General features: G+C 74.7%; 10 protein-coding genes. 6 read left to right on the top strand and 4 right to left on the bottom strand.

Translation table 11 applies throughout. The annotated features are described in order from the left end of the window. The first annotated feature begins 117 nt into the window (after positions 1 to 117). On the top strand, positions 118 to 693 hold the full coding sequence (locus tag AC6JBM_RS00265) for a hypothetical protein (protein ID WP_497981584.1): 576 nt from the start codon (positions 118 to 120) through the stop codon (positions 691 to 693). A 70-nt stretch (positions 694 to 763) separates the two neighbouring features. Further along, positions 764 to 1,396, top strand: a complete 633-nt coding sequence (locus tag AC6JBM_RS00260; protein ID WP_497981583.1) for a hypothetical protein — start codon at positions 764 to 766, stop codon at positions 1,394 to 1,396. A 218-nt stretch (positions 1,397 to 1,614) separates the two neighbouring features. Here AC6JBM_RS00260 and mhpA read toward each other — a convergent pair whose 3' ends face one another. From mhpA to AC6JBM_RS00245, 3 genes are all read right to left on the bottom strand, one after another. Next, positions 1,615 to 3,168, bottom strand: a complete 1,554-nt coding sequence (gene mhpA, locus AC6JBM_RS00255) for a bifunctional 3-(3-hydroxy-phenyl)propionate/3-hydroxycinnamic acid hydroxylase MhpA (protein WP_497981582.1) — start codon at positions 3,166 to 3,168, stop codon at positions 1,615 to 1,617. Positions 3,169 to 3,173: 5 nt separating this feature from the next. Next, a complete protein-coding gene (locus AC6JBM_RS00250; RefSeq protein WP_497981581.1) occupies positions 3,174 to 6,272 on the bottom strand; it encodes an ATP-binding protein in 3,099 nt (1,032 codons plus the stop codon). A 641-nt stretch (positions 6,273 to 6,913) separates the two neighbouring features. Further along, entirely contained in the window at positions 6,914 to 10,603 is a 3,690-nt protein-coding gene (locus AC6JBM_RS00245) for an nSTAND1 domain-containing NTPase (RefSeq protein ID WP_497981580.1), read from the bottom strand. 393 nt (positions 10,604 to 10,996) lie between these two features. Here AC6JBM_RS00245 and AC6JBM_RS00240 point away from each other — a divergent pair, with 393 nt between their 5' ends. The 4 genes from AC6JBM_RS00240 (at position 10,997) to AC6JBM_RS00225 (ending at position 14,932) form a co-directional block, all read left to right on the top strand. Then, positions 10,997 to 11,509: a peptidoglycan-binding domain-containing protein gene (locus AC6JBM_RS00240; protein ID WP_497981579.1), complete on the top strand. Its 513-nt coding sequence runs from the start codon at positions 10,997 to 10,999 to the stop codon at positions 11,507 to 11,509. Between the two features lie 81 nt (positions 11,510 to 11,590). Further along, a complete protein-coding gene (locus tag AC6JBM_RS00235) occupies positions 11,591 to 12,022 on the top strand; it encodes a hypothetical protein (RefSeq protein WP_350623266.1) in 432 nt (143 codons plus the stop codon). 266 nt (positions 12,023 to 12,288) lie between these two features. Next, positions 12,289 to 13,809: an arabinosylfuranosidase ArfA gene (gene arfA, locus AC6JBM_RS00230; RefSeq protein ID WP_497981578.1), complete on the top strand. Its 1,521-nt coding sequence runs from the start codon at positions 12,289 to 12,291 to the stop codon at positions 13,807 to 13,809. A 262-nt stretch (positions 13,810 to 14,071) separates the two neighbouring features. Beyond that, the gene (locus AC6JBM_RS00225; protein WP_497981577.1) at positions 14,072 to 14,932 is read left to right on the top strand and encodes a substrate-binding domain-containing protein; all 861 of its coding nucleotides are present in this window, start codon (positions 14,072 to 14,074) and stop codon (positions 14,930 to 14,932) included. Positions 14,933 to 14,992: 60 nt separating this feature from the next. Here AC6JBM_RS00225 and AC6JBM_RS00220 read toward each other — a convergent pair whose 3' ends face one another. Further along, a complete protein-coding gene (locus tag AC6JBM_RS00220) occupies positions 14,993 to 16,537 on the bottom strand; it encodes a sigma-70 family RNA polymerase sigma factor (RefSeq protein WP_497981576.1) in 1,545 nt (514 codons plus the stop codon). Positions 16,538 to 16,573 lie beyond the last annotated feature (36 nt).

Genomic DNA, 16,573 nt, shown 5'->3' with positions numbered 1-16,573 from the left:
ACGATCAAGAGCGGATCAGGCGCTACCCACCCCGACGCCCCATAAACCGGTCATCACGTGGGTGTCGCGCGGCGCGTCGCCACGGTCCCCGGAGGTCGCCCGCTGAGCGCTGCTCGGGTGATATCGCCGCCCGGCAAGGGTGAGGCCACCCGGCTCGTCCGCGCCGTGCCGGTGCCCGGCCGGGCGCGGCGCTCGCGGCGGGTGTGGACCGGCAACGGCCGCGCGCACATCGAGGTGCGCGGCGTCGACCGGCCCGCGGACGAGTCGGTCGCGCAGCAGCTACGGGCGCGGCTCGAGCGGGTGCGCGGGGTCCACTGGGCGGACGACCTCGTCGATGCGGTGGAGGACGTCGAGGACGCGCACGACCTGCGCACGGAAGGCTTCCCGGTCGAGCGGCCCGACCACCCGGGCGACATCGAGCCGCTGCTGCAGCAGGCGATCGCGCTGGGCGGCGACGCGCTCGGCCTGCTCACCGACGCCGCGCTGCGTGCGCTGCTCATCGCCGAGATCGACGGCCGCCGCACCGTGTGGCGCCGGCGCGAGCCGGAGCTGTCCGGCCGGGGGCCCGGCCGATCGAGCGCTACGCCGACCGGGCCACGCTCGCGGCGTTGGCCGGCGCGGTGGGGTTCGCGCACACACGCTGGCGGGCCCGGACGATGCTCACCATTGCGACGCCGCAGGCGGCACGGCTGAGCCGTCAGGCGTTCGCCGCCCGGCTCGGGCGGGCACTCAGCGCCCGCGGCGTGGTCCCGCTGGACGCCACGTGCTGTGGCGGCTGGACCGTGTCGACACCGTCGTGCTCGACGCCCGGGCACTGACCACCGGCCGCTTCACCGTCGGGCGGCTCGCCGGCCTCGGCGCTGACCTCACCGCCGAGGAGGAGAGCGACCTGCGCGCCCGGGCCGGCGCCCTGCTGGACCCGGACGCGCCGGAGCGGGTCGTGCGCGCCGGCGAATGGCAGCTCGGGCCGCTGCCGGAGGTCGCGCCGAAGGACGGGCCCGCAGGCGGGCGGGCGGTACGCGCGGGTCCGGACCCCGGGCGGCGTCACGCTCGGGCTGGTACACGGCGGTCAGGTGCGCGCGATCGTCGTCGCCGGGCCCGAGCTGCGACCCAACGCCGCCGACCTGGTCGCGTCGGCCCGCGCCGCGGGCAGGTTCGCGGTCGCCGCGTCGGCAGCGGCCTGGGCGAGCGGTTCTCGCCCGACGAGGTGGTGGCCGGGGGCACCCACCTCGCCGGGGAGATCCGGCGGTTGCAGGGGCAGGACCGGGTGGTCGCGCTGGTCACGTCCGGCGGCTCCGCCGCGCCCGCCGCCGCGGACTGCGCGATCGGCGTGCTCGACGGCGACGGCCCGGTGCCCTGGGCCGCCGACCTGCTCTGCGGGCCGGGGCTGGCGTAGGCGTGCCGTGTCCTGGATGCTGTCGTCGCCGCGCGGGCGGTCTCCCGGCGCGGCGCGCTCATCTCGCTGTACGGCTCGGTCGCGGCCGCCATGCTTGCCCTCTCCGGGCCGCGTGCCGACCAGCCTACCGGCACCACATGTGACCGCGCCTGACCTTCGGTTCCGTGTTCCGGCCCGACGAGCCTGGGCCACCGACACTCGTGCCGCTCAGGACCAGCTCAACGCTCCGAGCGCAGCGGCACGGCGTCCGCGGCGGTGGAGTAGACGAAGCGGTCCGGGCGCAGCACCGCCAGGTCCACCCGATGCCGGTCGAACCATCCGCCGAGCACGCCGTTGACGTCGACCACGTTGACGACGTCGTGGGCCGGCCCGCTCGCCGAGCCGGACGAACGGACCGGCAGGACCCGGACGAAGGTCGCCGGGGGCCCCGCCCAGGCCGCCGCCGTCCGTGCGTCGACGCCCGGGCCGATCACCGCGAAGGCCGGGCCGAGCACGTCGTCCAGCAGGCGCGGGGTCGTCGTTCCCGGGGTCGTGACCTCCGGCTGGGGAAACATCGTGCCGATCGGGCCCTTGCGCACGCCACCGGACAGCATGCCCGTCCGTACTGCCGGGGCGGGCTTGAACTCGAAGTGACGCACGAACCGGCGGACCCGAGGCACGATCTGCGCCGCGCGGAGCACCGCGTCGCGCGCGGCGGCGGCGTAGCGGTTGCGGACCAGGAACACCCTGCCCAAGCGGACGCTCGTGACCGCCATCTCCTCGGTGTGCGGGCGCCGTTCGGCCTCGTACGTGTCGAGCAGGTCGGGGCCCGCCGTGCCGTCGAGGACCAGCGCGAGCTTCCAGGTGAGGTTCGCGGCGTCGCGCAGGCCGCTGCACAGGCCCTGGCCCAGGAACGGCGGCATCTGGTGAGCCGCGTCGCCGAGCAGGAACACGCTCCCGCTGCGCCACCGCTCGGCGACCAGATGGTGGAAGGTGTAGACGACGGCGCGGGTGACGGTGAAGCGCTCCGGATCGACGTACGGGGCCACCAGCCGCGCGATCGTCTCCGGCCGGCTCATCTCCTCCGGCGTCTCGCCGTCGCGGAGCATGAACTCCAGGCGATGGGTGCCGAAGGCGCCCGGCGAGACGAACGCGGGACGCCGCCAGTCGCAGACGAACCGGGTCCGCGGCTGGCGGACCCCGCCGGGCCCGACGTCGCCGGAGATCGCCAGCCAGGGCTCCTCGTACGACGCGCCGACGAGCCGGATGCCGGCGGCGGTCCTCGTCGTGCTGCGGGCGCCGTCGCAGCCCAGCACGTACCGGGCGCGTACCGTGCTGGCCTCGCCGGTCGCGACGTCGCGGAGCCCGACCGTGACGCCGTCGCCGTCCGGGGTCAGGTCGGTGAGCTCCACGCCGGTGCGCAGGGTGACGTGCGGGAACCGGTCGAAGCCCGCGCGCAGCGACGCCTCGAGGCGCGGCTGGTCGAAGAAGTGCAGGGGTGCGCTGCCGAGGCCGAAGTCGATCTCGTCGAGGGCGATCGTGGCGAAGGGCCTGCCGCTGCCGTCGACGTAGTCGACGACCGGCGGGGGGTACATGTCGGCGGCCACCTCGTCGCGCAGCCCGGCCTGCTGGTACACCCGCAGCGCCTCGTCGTCGCAGGAGAACGCACGGGGCTGCTGGTGCGCCGCGGTGCTGCGCTCGACGACCAGGGTGCGCACGCCGCGCATGCCGAGCAGGTTGGCGGTGAGCGCGCCGACCGGCCCGCAGCCCACCACGATGACGTCAGGATGCATGCCGCCTAGCGAAGACGACGGCTGTGGAGATCCTGTGGAGGCCGGTCTCCACAGCGGCTCACCAGCAGCCCGGCGCCCTGCTCGGCGGCGGTCGCGGCGCCGCGCCGCACGTCCCGGTCGTCGCCGCGGGCCAGGCCCCGCACGCGGCGCAGCTCGGCGGTGAGCACGCGTTCGCCGACGGCTTCGGCCGCGGCGAGTCCCTCGTCGGCCAGCGCCGCGGCGGTCGCCGGGTCGCCGGCCGTGAGGTACGCGTCGGCCATCGCGGCGATCACGATCGTGCGCGTGGCCCGCAGTCCGTGCCGGTAGATGGCCTCGCCCGCGGCCCGCATCGCGGTGAGCCGCGCCCGCTCGCCCCCGTGCACCGCCGCCCAGTCCGCCAGGAAGTCCCCGATGCCGACGAAGTGCGGCATGTGCTGCCGCTCGCCGATCTCACGGCACCACCGGGCGGCCTCGCGGCCCGCCGGGGCATCGCGTTCCTGCAGGGCCACCCAGGCCGCGAACAGCACGGCGTTGCCCCGGCCGTACGGATCGTCGGCGTGCTCGGCGAGCTGCCGCGCGGCCGCCAGGTCGGCGTGCGCCGCCGGCCGGTCGCCGCGCAGCGAGCGCACCAGCGCCCGGAAGTTGTACGGCGACAGGGTCGGGGTGCGCCCGACCTGCCCTCGCAGCCTGCGCGGCTCGACCGTGCGCAGCCGGTCGACGGCGATGGTCAGCTGCGCGTCGGCCTCGACGAGACGGCCCGTGAAGTAGCCGACGACGCCGAGCAGGTACGGCCCGGCGGCGGCGATCAGCGGGTCGTCGTCCGCAGCGGCGCCGGTCAGCCGGCGGGCCAGGTCGGCGGCGATGGCGAACTCAGCCCGGTTGCAGGCGACCTCGCCGAGTGTCCACAGTGCCGTGCGCAGGTCGGCGCCGGGGCCGGCGAGCGGGAGCAGCCGCCGGGCGCGGGCCGCGGCCTGTTCGACCGCGTCGCTGCCCACGCCGACGGTGATGTGCAGCAGCGAGGTGCGATGCAGCTGTACCGTGAGCTCGGCCTCGGCCGCGTCCGGCGAGGTGGCGGCGGCGGGGGCGAGCCGGGCGGCGGCCCGGTCGAGATGCGCGAGGGCGTCCTCGTAGGCCAGCCGCCACGTGGCGTCGTCGGCGGCCCGCAACGTCCAGCGCAGGAAGTCCTCGCCGTGGCCGAGCCCGACCGCCTGCCCGTAGTGGCGGGCCAGCTCCGCCGGGGTCAACCCGCCCAGGCCCGGCATACTCGCGGCGGTGCCGGCGAGGCGGGCGTGCAGGACGGCCCGTCTCGGCGCGGTCAGCTCGGCGTAGGCGACCTCGGCGAACAGCGGGTGCCGGAACCGCACCGCGCCCGGACCGGCCCCGGCGATCAGGTGCGTGGCGGCCGGGGCGGCCAGCAGCTCGGCCGCGTCGGTGCCGGTCGCGGAGTTCAGCAGCCGCAGGTCGAGCTCGCGGCCGGCGACGCCGAGCAGGTCGAGGCATTCGCGGGTGGCCGGGTCGGGTGCCTGCAGCCGCAGCAGGACCGCGTCGCGCACGCTCGGGGGCAACGTCCCCCGGTCCCGGAAGGGGCCGCCGGACGCGAGCAGCTCGGTGAGGAAGAACGCGTTGCCGCCGGTTCGCCGCACGAGCCGCTCGACGAGCCCGGCGGCCGGTGCCGCGCCGGTCCGGTCGTGCACCAGGTCGGCCACCGCGGCCGTGCCGAGGCCCCCGAGCCGCAGCTGCCCGCCGCCGGCGGCGCGGGCCAGGTCGGCGAGCGTGGCGACGAGCCCGGCGTCGTGGTCGTACGGCCGCGACGTGACGACGACCAGCGCCCGGCCGCGGTGGACGGTGGTGGCCAGGTACCGCAGCAGCAGCCGCGAGTCGGGGTCCGCGGCGTGCAGGTCGTCGAGGACGACGACCAGGCCGGACGGCTCGGCGACCGCGTGGACGAGCCCGGCGACCGCCTCATAGGCCCGGAACCGGGCCGTCGGGTCCGGCCCGTCGGCGCCGTTCGCCGTCTCGGCGGTGAAGCCGGCAAGCGCCGCGCTCGCGCCCGGCTCGCCGAATCCCGGCAGCGCCGCGATACCGCGGAGGACCTGCGTCCACAGCCAGAACGGCGGCGCCTCGCCAAGGTCGGGGCAGCGGCCCCACACGACCGGGACCGCGGCCGCGGCGGCCCGGTCCGCGATCGCGGCGGCCAGGCTGGTCTTGCCGATGCCGGGCTCGCCGACGATGGTCGCGATACGCCCGCCGTCGCGACCGGCCGCCGCCAGCAGGTCCGCCAGCTGGGCCAGCTCGGCATCCCGGCCGACGAGCGACCTCCCACGCGCCCCGCGCGCCGGGCCGATCGGACCCGCCGTGGCGGGCGCGGCGGCGGGCGGAACCGTATGGGTGAGAATCCGGCGGTGCAGTTCGCGCAGCCGCGGGCCGGGCTCCACACCGAACTCGTCGGCCAGCAGCACCCGGCCCGCGTCGAACACCTCGAGCGCCTCGGTCTGCCGGCCGGCGCGGTACAGGGCAAGCATCAGCTGCTCGCGCCCCGACTCCCGCGCCGGGTGCCCGTCGACGAAGCGCCGCAGGTCCGGCAGCACCGCACCGGGGCGCCCGGCGGCCACGGCGGCGGCCAGCCGGCCCTCCTCCGCGGCCAGCCGGGTCTCGGTGAGGCGGGCGACGTCGGGACGCACGGCGGCGAACTCGGCGACGCCCGGGTCGCCCCGCCACAGGCCCAAGGCCTCGGCGTACCGCCGCTCGGCCGTGCCGGGATCGCCGTCGGCGAGCGCCCGGGCGCCCTCGTCGGCGAGCGCGGTGAACCGCACGGCATCGATCGACTCGGGCGGCACACACAGCTCGTAGCCGCCGGTGTGGGAGCGCACGATCCGGCCGGGCGAGCGCGGCCCGCGGCCGGGTTCGAGGGCGCGGCGCAGACCCGCGACGTATGTCCGCAGCGTCACGAGCGCACTCGACGGCGGCGCGCCGTCCCAGAGCGCGTCGGCCAGCCAGTCGGCTGTGAGCAGCCGGTTCGGCCGCAGGAGCAGCAGGGACAACAGTGCCCGCTGCTTGGGGCCACCGACCGCGACCGGCTCGCCGTCACGGGACACCAGCAACGGCCCCAGGATCCCGAACCGCACGGCGTTTTCCCTCGTCATTCCCGGCACGGACCCGGCGATCCTACCCGGCCCGTGCCCGGCGGCGCCGACCGAACCGCCGGGGCGGTCGATCGGCGCCGCGCTGACATCTGGGCACCCTGACCGGCCCCCGGGGGCAGCGGGTCGCTCTCGCTCGCTGTCTGAGCCGGCTCGGCGACGCGCTCGTGGAGGGCCGCTACCTGGCACCGCGCGAAACCGTCGCACAGCACCAGGGCGGCCAGTCCAGCCGGCTCGACGTGCCGGTGCTCGTCTCCACCAACCCGTACGTCGACGGCCAGGCCGAGGTGACCGTCGAGCGGATCGATGCGGCGCCGGTGCGAAGTCGCACCAGGATCTACGGGCCGCCGCCCTGCTGCAGTCGATGGCGGCGGACCGGTGCTGCTTCGTCGATGCGTACTGGACGACCAGGCCGGCCGCGATGACCAAGGACGACACCGGCGCGATCGTGCCCGGCACCGTCGAGAACCCACCCTCGGTCTGGATGTCGGCCGCTGGGGCTTCATCCCGGTCCGGCGTGTCCGCGGCACGCTCGTGGCGCGCCTGGCCGCGACCGGCGGCTGACGGGCCGGCCGCGGGCGCAGCGCGACGCCCCGCTCATTCCGTCACGGTGATGTTCGCTGTGCCTACCGGCACGGCGGTGCGAGGGGACGGTCGGGCACGTACTGCTGCCATTGCTGAGCGCTCAGCACGGTGGTGGCGCAGACGCGCTGGATGGCCTTGTCCAGGTCGAAGTCGGTGAACTGGATGGTGCGATCGTCGCCGGCGGTGGCCAGGACAGCGCCGCCGGGTTGGTAGGCGGCGCTGGTGACAGGGCCTGTGTGGCCGGCGGTGAGGGGCTTGCCGATCGGGGCGGCGTGTGCCGGATCGGTGACGTCCCACAGCCGTACCGTCTGGTCGGCGGCCGTGCTGGCGAGCGTACGGCCGTCGGGGCTGAAGCCGACCCAGGTGACCGCGGCGGTATGCCCGGTCAGCGGTGGTGCCAGGGCACGGGGGTGCGTGGGGTCGCGCAGGTCCCACAGGCCGACGGAGTGCCCCGCCCCGGCGGTGGCGAGCAGGTGCCCGGCCGGGTCGAACGCCGCGTGCAGGAGGCCGTCCGTGTCGCCGGTGACGATCGTGCCCAGGGGGTGCGGCTGCGCCGGATCGCGGACGTCCCACAGGCGTACCTTGTCATCGGAGCTGACGCCGGCCAGAACCCGGCCGTCGGGGCTGAACCCGGCCCATGTCGCGGGACTGATCTGCCCCGTCAGCGGCTGGCCCAGCGGTGCCGGACGGTCAGGGTCGGACATGTCCCACAGCCGCAGGGTGTTCCCGGGCCCGTCGGTCGCCAGCACGGCGCCGTCCGGGCTGAACGCCAGGGCGCCGGCCGGGGCCGTCGCGCCGGTCGCGATCGATCCCGCCGGCACCGGCCGGGCCGGTTCGGACAGGTCCCACAGCCGGACGGTGTGATCGTCGCTCGCGCTGGCCAGGATACGGCCGTCGGGCGGGCGGAATGCCACGCGGCTCACCGCGCCGCTCGCGCCGCTCAACGACTGGGGCGGCGGGGTGGGGCGGTTGCCGGGTTCCGGCAGGTGCCACAGCCGGACGGTGCCGTCGCCGCCGGCGCTGGCCAGGATGCGCCCGTCGGGCGGGCGGAATGCCAGATCGTTGACGGTACCGCCCGGGTTGGCCAGGACGGTGCGCGGCAGATTCCACAGCCGTACCGTGTGATCGTCGCTCACGCTTGCCAGCGTGGCGTCGGACGAGCTGAACACCAGCCAGTTGACGATGCCCGTGTGGCCGAGCAGGGGCGGTCCCACCGCGGTGGCGTGTGCGGGGTCGGTGACGTCCCACACCCGGACGGTGTGATCGGCGGCGCCGGTGGCCAGGGTGCGCCCGTCGTGGCTGAACGCGACGGCGAGGATGGCGTCGGTGTGGCCGGCCAGCGGGCTGCCGAGCGCGACGGGACGGGCCGGATCGGCGATGTCCCAGAGGCGCACCGTGCGGTCGGCGCTCACGCTGGCCAGTGTCCTGCTGTCGGGGCTGAACGCCACGGCGTAGACGGTGTCCGCGTGGCCGGACAGCGGCGGCCCCCACGGCTGCGGGCGGCGCGGGTCGGTGACGTTCCACAGCCGGATCGTGTGGTCGTGGCCGGCGCTGGCGACGGTACGGCCGTCCGGGCTGTACGCGGCCGACGCGACGGAGCCGGTGTGCCCGAGCAGCGGTGGCCCCAGGGCGGAGGCGTGTGCGGGGTCGGTGACGTCCCACAGCCGTACCGTCTGGTCGTAGCCGGCACTGACCAGGGTGTGCCCGTCCGGGCTGAAGGACACCGAGAACGCGTAGCCGCTGTGCCCGGTGAGCGGCGGCCCCCATGGGCGCGGGTGGCGCGGGTCGGTGACGTCCCACAGCCGGATCGTGTGGTCGCGGCCGGCACTGGCCAGGGTGTGCCCGTCCGGGCTGAACGCGAGCCAGTACACCCAGCTGGTGTGACCGGTGATGGGCGCGCCGAGCGCCACCCGGTGTGCGGCGTCGGTGACGTCCCACAGCCGGATCGTGTCGTCACCGGCGCCGGTGGCCATGAGGTGTTCGTCCGGGCTGAACGCGACCGCGTACACCGCCGCGCTGTGGCCGGCCAGTGGCGTGGACAGCGCGGTGTTCCCGGTGTCCAGCAGGGCGGTGACGGCCCGCGGTGTCGGGCGGATGCGGTCGGCGGCCAGGTCCAGCTGGGCGGCCAGCGATGGGTCGCTGCCGCGGACCAGATCGGCCTCGGCCAGCACTTGTTCGGCCACTGCCCGGTCGCGTTGGGTGCGGGCGGTGGAGCGCTGCTGGAACGCGACCACGGATGTCACGCACGCCAGTACGGTCAGCACGGCCAGGCCCGCCAGTGCGGTGCGGCGTGCCAGCGACGCGTGCCGCTGCTGGCGCAGCGAGGCGGCCAGGAACTCCCGTGCCTTCCCGGTCAGCAGCGGCTCGTGGGTGCGGCGCTGTGCCCACTCGGCCGCCGCTTCCAACCGGCTGCCGCGGTACAGCAGCGAGTGGTCGCGGTGGTCCCGTTCCCAGGCCTGAGCCGCGTCCAGCAGTTGCTGGCCGAGCAGCAGGCCCGCACGGTCCTCGTTGATCCAGCCGCGCAGCCGGGGCCACGCGTGCAGCAGCGCCTCGTGGGTGATCTGGACCGACTCGGCGTCCAGGGTGATCAGGCGGGCCTGCGCGAGGATCTCCAGCCCGTGCCGGTTCGGCTCGTCGGCGGCCAGTTCGATCCGGCTCACTCGCCGCTTGGTGTCCTCGGTGCCCGCGCCGAGCGCGACCAGCCGCAGGAAGATGCCGCGCGTGAGGGCCCGCTGCCCGGCGTCCATGCGGTGGTACACGGTTTCGGCGCTGTTGGCGAGCGCGTGCTGGATGCCCCCGGCGGCCTCGTATCCGGCCAGTGTCAGCGTGTTGCCGCGCCGGCGCCGCCAGGTCTCCCGCAGCGCGTGTGAGACCGATGGCAGCACCCCCGCCTGCCCGGTCGCGTCGGCGATCACCCGGGACAGCAGCCCCGAGTCGACCGCGTACCCCGCCCGGGCGGCAGGAAGGCTGATCGCCCGCCGCAGTTCGTCGGTACTCATCGGCCCGACCAGCACCTGTGCGTCACGCAGCGCGTCGACGAGGTCCGGGTACTCCGAGCAGGCGGGGTAGAAGTCCGCCCGTACCCCCAGCACCACCCTGGTACGGCTGTTGGCCGCACCGGCCGCCGTGACCAGTCCGGCGATGAACGCCGCTCGCTCCGCCGGATCGGCGCAGAGGGTGAACACCTCCTCGAACTGGTCCACGACCAGGACGAGATCCTGCTCAGCGCGCTGCCTGACCAGTGCCTGCAGCACCGCCAGGTGCAGCGCCCGGGGCTCCCGGCGCAGCTCGCGGACCAGATCGGCGGCCGGCGTCCCGCCGAGGTCGGCCACCCGGACGGCCAGTTCGTCGAGCGGATGCGGACCCGGGGTCAGCACCAGCGCCGGCCACCCGCCGGCGCCGGGCACCGGGCCGGAGCGCAGCGCCGGCAGCAGTCCGGCGCGCAGCAGCGAGGACTTCCCCGAGCCCGACGCACCGAACACGGCCAGGAAGCGGCGCGTACGGACACGCGCCACCAGATCTTCCGTCAGCTGCTCCCGCCCGAAGAATCGGTCGGCATCCTCGGCCTGGAAAGCGGCCAGTCCCACATACGGGCAGCGCCGCTCGTCATCCGCATCCCGTTCGGCCTCGCCCGTCCCCGCCTCCGCGTACGGCCTCGCGGCCAGTGCCCGCCAGCGGTCCTCCCAGTCCTGCGGGTCTCCCCCGCACGCCCGCGCATAAGCCAGCGTCACCGCCAGGCTCGGCAGTTTCCGGCCGGATGCCGCATCCGCCAGCGTGGTCGAGGAGAAATGCGCTCGCCGCGCCAACTCCCGATATGGCGGAGTCCCCGCTTTCGTACGCAGCAATCGCAGTTCGGCAGCGAAATCCCGCAACGGGCCGTCATCGGAATCCAGTGGTCGCTCAGCACGCGGCATCAATACCTCCCATTGCTGAAGACCAATCTATATTGCCCGAAAGATCCTGTCCCGCCGCCCACCGGCGCGGCCCCCTGCCGATCGGTTGTCCGGACGTTGTCGTCCGGTAGCCATGCATCGACACCGGACAACTCCTCGGCGGTACCACTGGTGCATGGACGGCGGTCGCCGGAAGCGGCCGCGCAGGCCAATGACCGGAGAGGAGCACACATGACGCAGGATGCCCACAGGAGGGTGGATGAGCCCCACGGCACCCATGGCGCTGCCGCGCGCCCGGTTGCCGCGGTCGTCCGCCGGCCCAAGCGTGCCGCGGCGTTGCTGGTCACCGCCGTTGCGGTCGCGACGGCGGTACTCGTCGGCACCGCGGCGCCGGCCGGCGCGGCCGGCCGGTCCGCCACGCTGGCCTACTCACCGACCAGGTGCTCCACGACCAAGTACTACAACTCGTGGGTCGGCGTGAGCGAGACCGTCCCCGACCACGTGCTGTCCCAGGGGGACTACGGCGACTACTGCGTCGCCAACCTGCAGTGGGGCATCGACAACATGTACGGCAGCGCGGCCGACCAGGACCCGATCGCAATCGACGGGAATTTCGGCGCGCAGACCTACGCATGGGTGCGGCGGTTCCAGTCCGACTACAAGAGCTGCTCCGGCAATTCCGTCGACGGGATCGCCGGAAACAAGACCAACAGCTGCATGCAGTACCTCGAGGGCGTGTTCTGAACATCATTGGCGCCGAGCGCCCTCGCCCGTGACGCCATCGCACAACTCGATGCAACATCCCAATGACCCGAGGAGAAGCACATGCGGAACACGAAGGCCAAGGTCCTGACGGCGGCGCTGAGCGGCGTGGCTGCCACCTTGCTGATGGCAGCGCCCGCCATGGCCGCGAACGACGACTTCGGCCAGGCGACGACCGACCCGGGCGGATGCGGCGTCGTGGACTTCATCGACTACGGGCCCGGCGCGCCCGGCGGCGGGGACAACGACGACTACCTCGTCATCCACGACTACTGCGCCGACGGTCACGGCGTCGAGGCCTACGCCTGGCTCGACGGCACCTACCTCGGCAAGCACTACGACGGCAACGGCCTGGACGGCGCGCCCGTGGTCTGGGACCCGTTCGGTGACGTCAAGTACGGGCAGACCGTCGGCATCAAGGTCTGCCTCGTCGACGGCGCCAACGACGCCACTCCCTCCTACTGCGCCTCGGCCGAGGCCACGATCGACGGCTGATCCGGCCCCTCCCGCGCCCGGGAGGCACCGCACATCAGGAGCCGCTGGCGGGTATACGCGCCGGCGGCTCTTCCGCTCGACGCCACCACCATCACGAGGACGGCCGCCCGGGCCAGCCGGCCTGAACCTGGCTACGATGCCGGCGTGGAGGGCGCTGCGCGCTTCGCGCCGGTCGCGGGCCCGGCGTCCTCGGCGAGCGGGTCCGGCACGTTCTGGATGCCGCTCCTGAAGATCGACAGCAACCGAGCACTCCACAAAGGACATCGATGCTGCAAGCGCGCGTCACCCTCGACCCCGCCGCCGTCGTCGCCCCGGTCAGCCGCCGCACCTTCGGCTCCTTCGTCGAGCACATGGGCCGGTGCGTCTACACCGGCATCTACGAGCCCGGCCACCCGCTCGCCGACGAGGACGGGTTCCGCACCGACGTCCTGGCGCTGACCCGCGAGCTCGGCGTGACCACGGTGCGCTATCCCGGCGGGAACTTCGTCTCCGGATACCGCTGGGAGGACGGTGTGGGGCCGCGCGAGCACCGTCCCCGCCGGCGCGATCTGGCCTGGCACGGCATCGAGACGAACGAGGTCGGCATCGACGAGTTCGCCCGGTGGGCGACCAAGGCCGACGTCGAGATCATGTACGCGGTGAACCTCGGAACCCGCGGCGTGCAGGAGGCCCTGGACGTCCACGAGTACTGCAACCAGCCGGTCGGTACCCATCTGGCCGATCTGCGCCGGGCCAACGGCGCCGAGAAGCCCCACGGCATCTCCATGTGGTGCCTCGGCAACGAGCTCGACGGGCCGTGGCAGATCGGGCACAAGAGTGCCCACGAGTACGGCCGGCTCGCCGCCGCCACCGCCCGCGCCCTGCGCGCCGCGGAGCCGGGACTGCAGCTCGTGGTCTGTGGCAGCTCCGGCTCCGCCATGCCGACGTTCGGCGCCTGGGAGGCCACCGTCCTGGAGGAGACGTACGACCTCGTCGACTACGTCTCCTGCCACGCCTACTACGAGGAGCACGACGGCGACCTCGGCTCGTTCCTGGCGTGCGCCACCGACATGGACCACTTCGTCGACAGCATCGTGGCCACCGCCGACAGCGTCGGTGCCCGGCTGCGCAGCCGCAAGAAGATGCAGCTCTCCTTCGACGAGTGGAACGTCTGGTACATGTCCCGCTTCCAGGCCGAGCCGAAGCCCACGCAGTGGCAGGTCGCGGCGCCGGTGATCGAGGACGAGTACAACGTCGCCGACGCCGTCGTCGTGGGCAACCTGCTGATCTCGCTGCTGCGGCACAGCGACCGGGTCACCGCCGCCTGCCAGGCCCAGCTCGTCAACGTCATCGCGCCGATCCGCACCGAACCCGGCGGGCCGGCCTGGCGGCAGAGCATCTTCCACCCGTTCGCGCGCACCGCCGACCTGGCCCGCGGCGTCGTGCTGCGCACGGCGATCGACGCGCCCGTGTACGAGACCTCGCGCTACGGTGAGGCCCCGGTCGTCGACGCCGTCGCCACCCACGACGCCGCCACCGGGAGCCTGGCGCTGTTCGCGGTCAACCGCGACCAGGACCGGCCGGTGGAACTGACCGTCGATCTGCGGGCCTTCGGGGCACCGGCCCGGCCGGACGGGTCGTGGACGCTCTGGGACGACGACGTGCGCGCCACCAACACCCGCGACCGGCCCGACCGCGTCACGCCGCGGCCCGCCGAGGGCGTGACCGTCGACGGCCACACGACGACGCTCCAGCTGCCCCCGGTCTCCTGGACCGCGATCCGCCTCACCACCGCGCCGGCCGGCTGACGCCGCCCGAGGACGCCGGTTGACATCGGGGTAGTGAGCGCTAACACTTCCGAATATATTCGCGAAATTCTGACCGGCCGACCGCCACCGGTAGATCCCTGGAAGGACACCCGTTGCCTGAGCGCACCATCCGCCGGCGGTGCTTGCCGTCCGACGCCACCGACAGCGCGGTGCCGACGAACATCGTCGCCGCCGGGTACCGCTGACGGTGCTCCCAACGGATCGGCGTCAGCCCGAGCGCGTCCGGTCGCGGGTGATCGGTGTGATCACCCGCGACCGGGCCGTGCACGGAGCCTCATCGGCGCTGCTCGGCATCGAGCGCGCCGCGCGCATGGCGGGCTACAGCCTGCGGGTCGAGTCGCTGCGGCGGGCCGACCAGCACACCGTGGCCGCGGCGCTGGCCACCCTGGCGAGCCAGGCCGTCACCGGGGTGATCGCCGCCGCGTCGCTCCCGCCGACCGCGCTGCTGCGGCTCGCCGGCAACGTGCCCGTCGTCGCCATCCAGTCCGACACGTCCGGGACCGTCCCCGCGATCGTCGCGGACCAGGCCGCCGGAGCCCGGGCCGCCGTGTCGCACCTCCTGCGGCTCGGGCACGCGCAGGTGTGGCACGTGTCGGGCGCGGACGACTGGCCGGAGACGCACAGCCGCATCGCGGGCTGGCGCGCGGCCCATCGCGCATTCCGGCGCCCGTCACCGTCGATGCTCGAGGGCGACTGGAGCGCCCAGTCCGGCTACGCCGCCGGGCTGCAGCTGGCCCGCCGCGCGGACGTGACGGCGGTCTTCGCCGCCGGGGACCAGATGGCCGTCGGCGTGCTGCGCGCCTTCGCCGAGCGGGGCATTCGCGTGCCCGACGACGTCAGCGTCGTGGGCTTCGACGACATCCCGGAGGCGGCGTACCTGCACCCGCCGCTGACCACGGTCCGGCAGGACTACGACGAGATCGGCCGGCGCTGCGTCACCGCACTGCTGGAGCTCGACGCCATCACCAGGCACGGCGGATTGGTGGGCCAGGACCTCGACCGCGCCCTCCCGCCGCAGCTGGTGATCCGGGACACCACCAAGAGGGCCCGGCGCCGTGGGCGAACCAGCGCGGCCGCGCGCAACCCCGCCGCCGGGTCGTGACCGCCGGCGGATTCGGCGAACGGCGAGGATGCGGCCATCGCGGCCATCGCGGCCGCCGTGTCAGCCCAGCGCCGGCCGGACACGGAACGTGCTGGCGGCCCGGAACGCCGCGGTGCCGTCCGCCTGCCGCACCCACAGCTGGTCGCCCTCGCGGTGGATGAAGTACCCGCGGTAGTTCGACGCCTCCAGCATCACGTCGCCGCCGCCGGTGCCGAGCGGGCAGAAGGTGGCGTCGCCGCGGAACAGCCACGTGCCCTCGTCGCGGCTCAGCCGCAGCCGCCAGGACGCGTGGCGCAGGTACTGCCCGTCGGCGGCCCGCAACGAGTAGCAGCTCGCGTCGGCCAGGCCCGGCACCGCCTCGAACGTGGCCCGCTGCCGCGACGACGCGGTGTCCGCGGCGACGAGGACGCCGAGCTGCTGCCCGTCGGTGCCGAGGAAGCGCCCGGCGGCGGCGTCGAGCTCGAGGGACACCGGCCCCAGGTGCAGGCCCGCCGGGGCTGAGGCTGGCGTCGACGGTACTGCGACCGACGGCATCGACACCGGCGGCGCCGGCCGCTCGTGATCGGGCCAGGCGACGGCCACGCCCGCGGCCGCGACACCGGCGACGAGCGTGCCGGCCACGAGCTTCGCCGCCGGCAGCCCGGCCAGCCAGCCCGTCTTCGCCGCTGCCGTGACGGCCGGGTGGCTCGCCGCGGCGCCGGCGGCCGGCTCGATGTCGTGGACGGCGAGGGAGGCGGCCAGCGCAGCGGGTACCGGCAGCATGGCAAATCCGGTCAGCAGACGCTCGGTGTCGATCGCGCCCTCCGCGGCCCGCGCGCAGGCCGCGCAGGACCGGGTGTGCCGGGTGATCCGCTTGCGCCACAGCGGGCTCGGCAGACCGTCCCAGCCGGCGACGACGGCGTCGAGCCCCGGGCAGCGGGGCCGGGCCTCCAGGGCCGCGACGAGCACCCGCGCCTGCTCGAGGCGGTTGCGCATGCGCTGGACACGCACCCCGGCGTGCACGACGCTGACGCCGAGCGCCGCGGCCAGCTCGCCCCGCGTCAGCTCCTCGCCGATCTCCAGCCACCACAGCGACCAGAGCACCCTGTCCTCCGGGTCGAGCCAGCCGACCGCCTGGCCGACCTGCCGCCGCTGCCCGGAGAGCTCGACCCGCAGCATGGTGAGGCCCTCGAAGTCCTCGGCGTCCGGCGCGTCCGTCAGCACGTCCAGCGGCGCTCGCCGCCCGGTGGTGATGCGCTCCCGCTGCAGGTAGGTGCCGGCCTGCCGGACGGCGATCGCGGCCAGCCAGGCGCGGAAGCTCTCGGCCTCACGCAACGACGGCAGCCGCCGCAGCGCGCGCAGCATCGTTTCCTGCACCACGTCGTCGACCGCGGCCGGGTGCCCGGCGAGGGCCCGCCGCACGATCGAGTACACCAACGGCAGATGCGCCCCGAGGAGGTCGCCGAGCGCACGCTCGTCCCCGGCCTTCGCCGCGGCGACCAGCGGCGTCGTACTGCTTCTCGTTGTTCCCAATCCCATCACCGGCCCGTTGAACGACTCCAGCGAGGGCGTGACGGTCAGGCGGATGCCGCCGCGGTCGAGGAGGTCGGGTGTCCATCGCGGCACACGATCGGGCGCATTGTCAAGCACTGCTCGCCGGCC

Source organism: Dactylosporangium thailandense, from assembly GCF_059739745.1.
Note: the sequence above shows the minus strand (reverse complement) of the source record. Positions and strands in the feature narration are given on the sequence as shown.

Excerpts from the sequence above, each read along its gene's own strand:
- mhpA (WP_497981582.1), bottom strand. The coding sequence starts at position 3,168 with ATGCATCCTGACGTCATCGTGGTGGGCTGCGGGCCGGTCGGCGCGCTC.
- AC6JBM_RS00240 (WP_497981579.1), top strand. The coding sequence starts at position 10,997 with ATGACGCAGGATGCCCACAGGAGGGTGGATGAGCCCCACGGCACCCAT.
- AC6JBM_RS00235 (WP_350623266.1), top strand. The coding sequence starts at position 11,591 with ATGCGGAACACGAAGGCCAAGGTCCTGACGGCGGCGCTGAGCGGCGTG.
- arfA (WP_497981578.1), top strand. The coding sequence starts at position 12,289 with ATGCTGCAAGCGCGCGTCACCCTCGACCCCGCCGCCGTCGTCGCCCCG.